The sequence below is a fragment of the Caulobacter sp. HMWF025 genome, assembly GCF_003060965.1.
Lineage (GTDB): Bacteria > Pseudomonadota > Alphaproteobacteria > Caulobacterales > Caulobacteraceae > Caulobacter.
Genome location: NZ_QAII01000129.1, coordinates 1 through 5,137, shown reverse-complemented (window position 1 = coordinate 5,137; position 5,137 = coordinate 1). Strand labels below are relative to the sequence as shown.

General features: G+C 67.3%; 7 protein-coding genes. 3 read left to right on the top strand and 4 right to left on the bottom strand.

Annotation, left to right across the window (positions count from 1 at the left end):
* The first annotated feature begins 259 nt into the window (after nucleotides 1-259).
* Nucleotides 260-682 (top strand): hypothetical protein, encoded by a 423-nt coding sequence (locus DBR10_RS18920; RefSeq protein WP_146187850.1) that lies wholly within the window; start codon nucleotides 260-262, stop codon nucleotides 680-682.
* Between the two features lie 122 nt (nucleotides 683-804).
* On the opposite strand, the gene DBR10_RS13625 is transcribed toward DBR10_RS18920, so the two are convergent.
* The 3 genes from DBR10_RS13625 to timA are packed head-to-tail and all read right to left on the bottom strand — an operon-like array spanning nucleotide 805 to nucleotide 3,131.
* Nucleotides 805-1,362: a Smr/MutS family protein gene (locus DBR10_RS13625; RefSeq protein ID WP_108556428.1), complete on the bottom strand. Its 558-nt coding sequence runs from the start codon at nucleotides 1,360-1,362 to the stop codon at nucleotides 805-807.
* Between the two features lie 3 nt (nucleotides 1,363-1,365).
* Nucleotides 1,366-2,532 (bottom strand): murein transglycosylase A, encoded by a 1,167-nt coding sequence (gene mltA / locus DBR10_RS13620; protein ID WP_108556427.1) that lies wholly within the window; start codon nucleotides 2,530-2,532, stop codon nucleotides 1,366-1,368.
* Nucleotides 2,532-3,131, bottom strand: coding sequence for a TIM44-related membrane protein TimA (gene timA, locus DBR10_RS13615; RefSeq protein WP_108505927.1), 600 nt, complete (start codon nucleotides 3,129-3,131; stop codon nucleotides 2,532-2,534). The genes mltA and timA overlap by 1 nt, the downstream gene beginning before the upstream one ends.
* Nucleotides 3,132-3,292: 161 nt before the next feature.
* On the opposite strand from timA, the gene secB reads away from it, so the two are divergent.
* Nucleotides 3,293-3,787 carry a protein-export chaperone SecB gene (secB, locus tag DBR10_RS13610; protein WP_108505926.1) on the top strand — a complete coding sequence of 165 codons (495 nt, stop codon included), beginning with the start codon at nucleotides 3,293-3,295 and terminating at the stop codon, nucleotides 3,785-3,787.
* Nucleotides 3,788-3,858: 71 nt separating this feature from the next.
* On the opposite strand, the gene DBR10_RS13605 is transcribed toward secB, so the two are convergent.
* Nucleotides 3,859-4,545, bottom strand: coding sequence for a response regulator transcription factor (locus tag DBR10_RS13605; protein ID WP_199223609.1), 687 nt, complete (start codon nucleotides 4,543-4,545; stop codon nucleotides 3,859-3,861).
* Between the two features lie 61 nt (nucleotides 4,546-4,606).
* Between DBR10_RS13605 and DBR10_RS13600 the strand changes: the two genes are divergently transcribed.
* Nucleotides 4,607-5,113: a L,D-transpeptidase family protein gene (locus tag DBR10_RS13600; protein ID WP_108556426.1), complete on the top strand. Its 507-nt coding sequence runs from the start codon at nucleotides 4,607-4,609 to the stop codon at nucleotides 5,111-5,113.
* Nucleotides 5,114-5,137: the final 24 nt, after the last annotated feature.

The following is a 5,137-nucleotide window of genomic DNA, read 5'->3' as shown; positions in this document are numbered from 1 at the left end:
CCCCTCGTTCAGCTGATGCGTGAGATACAGGCGGACTGCCAAGCAGTCCGCCTGTATCTCACGCATCAGCTGAACGAGGGGTTCCCGCCACAAGGGCGGGAATGACGGTTGTTATTGTGTGATGCAGCGACCGTCACCGTTCCACCCTTGTCAGATAGTCGTTTGGGCCGCTTGGAGGGTGATCGCTGAAGGTCCGGGTTCAGGCGCAGACCTCATTTCCGCTCCCGACCCGTTGCGGACCTTCAGAGAATAATTCTTGATGGCCGGCATGGATGTGGAAAGTGCAGCGCGGGGCCTCGCGGCCGCAGGCCAACTTGCGAGGTTGTCGCCGCAAACCCAGGCTCGGATGACCGAGTGGGATGCAGACAGCGTTGAGCCTAGCCTCTGGGCCAATGCAGCATTTCGGGAGATCGGGCGGGCGATAGCCTCGAAGAGAAATCCAATCGCTGACAAGGATTTGAAGCGCCTCTTTGCAGAGATCGAGCGTCTTCTCCGGTCCGCCGATGGGCATGTTTCAAATGCCGTCGCGACTGACCTGTTGGAGGAAATCTGGCGAGGGACGCACCATGGAGGTTTTGATTTTTCAACGGTGAACCCGCACCTGGGCGGTGAAGCTCGACGCTATCTTCTTCGTTGGGACGAGTTCAATCGTACAACGACACCGGGCTTAAGGGCGAAATAGAGCTCCGCAATCCACCCCGACCCGCCCTTCCCAACGTCCTCTTCCAGCCCCGCCTGCAGACCCGTCTAGCCTACCCCCTCATTTCTGAGCGGGAACGACGGCCTTAACTGGGTTCCAGCCCCCTAAGCCCGCCGCTTCAGCGCCACGTACAGCGCCCCCTCGCCGCCGTGCCGCTGGTCGGCCTGGGACACGCCGGCGATCATGTCGCGCAGGATCGGGGCGGCCAGCCATTCGGGGGTGCGTTTCTTCAGGACGCCGTGACCCACCTTGCCCTTGCCGGTGATGACCAGCACGGCCCGGTGGCGGTCGTCATAGGCACGACGGATGAAGGCCTCCAGCGCCGGGCGGGCCTGGTCCTGGTCGAAGCCGTGCAGGTCGAGCCGCGCCCCGATCGGGTCGTGCTCCTTGACCAGTCGGCGGCGACGGTTGGGTTCGATATGGCCGGGGGCCGATTTGGGTACCGGCGGCCGGGGCGCAATGATTTCCGACGGATCAATGCGCAGCGGCGCGATCGAGGCCAGGTGGGTCGGCTGAGCGGCCTTGACCTTGGTCGTCCGGACCGGCTTGGGCTTGTCCTTGACCCGCAGCTTCTCGGCCCGGGCTTCAGCGCGTTCGCGCACGGTCGAGGTCACGAACCGCCAGAGGCGCAGCTCATCCGGATCGGGCGTGCGCCGGCTCATGGCTCAGGACTTGGGGATCGGCACGAGGCGGTAGAGACGCAGGTCATGGCGCACACGCCCGGCCTCGGCACCCGCGCCCGCCCCCGAGCCCGTATAGAGATCGGCCCGCACCTGACCCTTGATCGCCCCGCCGACGTCGAGCGCTACGGCCAGACGCCGATAGGCCGGAAAGGCCCCGGCCAGTTTCGGGGCGCTGGCATCGAGCCAGTAGAGGTCGCCCATGGCATGGCGGCTGGGATCCACGGCGATGGCCCGGCCGGCCGGCAGCGGTATGCCCGCCGCCCCCACGGCTTCCTTGCCGTCGTCCTCGGCCAGCTTGAAGAACACATAGCGCGGGTTCAGGCGCATGACCTCGTCGGCCGCAGGCCCACGATTGTCGGCCAGCCAGCTGCGGATCGCATCGCCGGAGGTGTTGTTGTCGCTGAGCAGGCCCCGGTCGCGCATGGCGTTGGCGATGCCGACGAAAGGCTTGCCGTTCGAGCCGGCGAACGCGGCCCGCACCCGGCGGCCGTCGGGCAGGACGAGGATGCCCGAACCCTGGATCTGCAGGAAAAACAGCTCTTCGGGCCGCATCCAGGCCAGCGGCCGGTCGAGCGGCGCGGTCTCGATGGCCGTACGGTCGGGATAGGGCTCGAACTTGCCGCCTGAAACCCGGCCGGTGACCTTCTTGCCGGCGAAGCTGGCCTCGAAGGCCCCGAGATCCAGCACCACCAGATCGGCGGGCAGGCCGCGCACCGGGGCACTGAACTCGGCCGAGCGCGACATGCGGGCATCATACTGCGGGGCGAAATAGGCGGTCAGCAGGCCCTGGTCGCCCACGGCCTGGGGCCGGAAATTGGCTTCGAGAAACAGGCGGGCGGCGGGCTCGTCGCGAACCGTCCCGGTGCGGGCCAGCTGGCAGACCCGCGTCAGGTCGGGATCGCGCGACACACCGCAGCCGGCCCGAAAGGCCTCCAGCGCCGCCAAGTGATCCTCGTCCGGCCAACCGGCCAGGGTGGAGAAGTCCAGCAAGACCGTCGTCGTTGTCGCCGGCGTAGCGGACCCGGGGGCCGGTGCGGCCGGAACGGGCCGTGCCGGAGTCGGCAGGCTCGCGACCGGTGACGACGGCATGGGGGTGGCGCAGGCTGACAGGATCAGCGCTGCGACGACAGCGACAGGACCGAGGCGCATCAGGCTTCGGCGGCAGCGACGTGGACCAGGGTCCAGTTGGGGTTGGAGGACTTCAGGTCGCGCTCGAACGTCCACAGCTCGGCGGTCCGACGGTCATCGACCGCCTCGCCCTCGGCGCTGGTGGTGCGGGCCCGGACCTCGGCCAGGATGCGGACCACCGCGCGGGCCGTGTCGCCCTCGACCGTGACCGACTCCATGTCCACGCGCGGCGGGCTCATCAGCTCGACCTTTTCGCTGCGGCCTTCCGCCTCCCGGGCGACCATGGCGGCTTCGAAATTGGCCATGACATCGGCCGACAGCAGCGGCTTGAGCGTGTCGCGATCGCCGGAGGCGAAGGCCTTGACGATCATTTCATAGGCCGCGCGCGCCCCACCCATGAAATGGCCGGGATCAAAGTCGGGCTGGCGGGCCCGCAGGGCGGCAACGCCCTCGAGACGTCCGCCCGTGAGCGGCTCGGTCGAACCGGCAAGGGCTGAAGCCGGCTTGGCGACCGCCGGAACATCCTCGGGCTGACGTCCCACCCGACGGCCCAGCGTGGCGTAAAGCTGGTAGAGCACGACGGCGGCGATGACCGCGAGAACGAGAATCTGAATGAACACGTGGCTATCCGCGGTTGCTTTGGCAGGCTGGCTCCCTGCCTATATAGGGCAGGTCGGGGCGTTCGTCAGGCGCCCCAGCGTTGCGCATGGATCGCCCCCGTGTTAGCAGCGCCGCTCTCTCCTGGCGGTCTTTTTAGACGCCGAGTACGGATTTAGTCCTAATGACCGACACGACCGCCGCCCCCGAAGGGCTTGCCGACGACAACGCGGCTGCGCAATCGGGTATCCGCATCATCGCCCAGTTCGTGCGCGACTTCTCGTTCGAGAGCCCGCACGCCCCCGACAGCCTGCGCGCCGGCGCGGCCCAGCCTGCCATCGACATGGGCGTTGAAATGAACGCCCGGGGCCGCACCGACGGCCTGTTCGAGGTGGACCTGAAGCTCTCGGCCCGCGCCACCCGCGAAGACCAGCCGGTCTTCCACGTGGAAGTGGTCTATGGTGGCCTGTTCCACATCGCCGGTGTGCCGGAAGCCGATCTGGAGCCGGTGCTGCTGATCGAGTGCCCGCGCTTCCTGTTCCCGTTCGCCCGTCGTCTGATCGCTGACGTCACCAGCGAAGGCGGCTTCCCGCCCTTCCTGATCGACCCGATCGACTTCGCCGGCGTCTATGCGGCCCGCAAGGCCCAGGCCGAAGGCCAGGTGATCGGCAACGCCTGAGGCGTTCGTTTGATCTGAGGAATGCGAGAAACCCCGGCGCAGCGATGCGGCCGGGGTTTTTCTTTTTCGGCCTAAGGCTGCAGCCGATAGCCGCCCATCTCGGTGATCAGGATCTTGGCCACGGTGGGGTCGGGCTCGATCTTCTGGCGCAGGCGATAGACGTGGGTTTCCAGGGTGTGGGTGGTGACCCCGGCATTGTAGCCCCAGACCTCGGTCAGCAGCTCCTCGCGCGACACCGGCTTGGAGCCGGCGCGATAGAGGTATTTCAGGATGTTGGTTTCCTTCTCGGTCAACCGCACCTTCTTCTGTTTCTCGTCGACCAGCAGCTTGGCCGAGGGCCGGAACTCGTAGGGACCGATACGGAACAGGGCGTCTTCCGAGGCCTCGTAGCTGCGCAGCTGGGCGCGGATGCGGGCCAGCAGCACCCCGAAGCGGAAGGGCTTGGTGACATAGTCATTGGCCCCGGACTCCAAGCCCAGGATCGTGTCTGAATCGCTGGCCGCCGCCGTCAGCATGATGACCGGAGCCATCACCCCGTTCTTGCGCATCAGCCGGCAGGCCTCGCGGCCGTCCATGTCGGGAAGGTCGACATCGAGCAGCACGAGGTCAGGCTTGATCTCGCGCGCCATCCGCACGCCCTCGCCGGCCGTACAGGCCTCGACGACAGCGAACTCCTCATGGAGCGCCAGCTGCTCGGCCAGCGCGCCGCGCAGGTCGTCATCATCATCGATCAGCAGGAGGGTCTTGCGTTGCGCCATGGATGCGAACATGCACCGCTGCGGGGGGCTGCGACAACCCTTGGGCGCGGAGAAGCCGACAATGATCTTCAGGGCCACGGCGGACGGCCATATCGATCTGGACGACCGGCTTGTGCGCTGCGCCCTCGGCAAGGCCGGCGTCATCGCCGCCGCCGACAAGCGCGAGGGCGATAACAAAAGCCCCATCGGCGTCTGGATGATCCGCGAGATCCTTTACCGGCCCGACATCTATCCGGACGGCCCGACCACCGCCCTGCCCGTCCGCCCCATCGCCCCCGACGACGGCTGGTGCGACGCCCCCGGCGATGCGGCCTATAACCGCCCGGTCAAGCTGCCCTACCCGGCCAGCGCCGAGCGGCTGTGGCGCGACGATCATGTCTATGACCTGGTTGGAATCCTGGCCCACAATGACGACCCGCCGGTTCCCGGCCTGGGCTCGGCGATCTTCCTGCATCTGGCCCGCGAGGACTATTCCGGCACCGAAGGCTGCGTGGCCCTGGCGCGGGCGGACCTGGAAGCGCTGCTGGCGGTGGCCAGGCCGGGGGATGCGGTGGGGATCGGGGTCTGAGGCGGTGGGTGAAGGGTTTGTGGG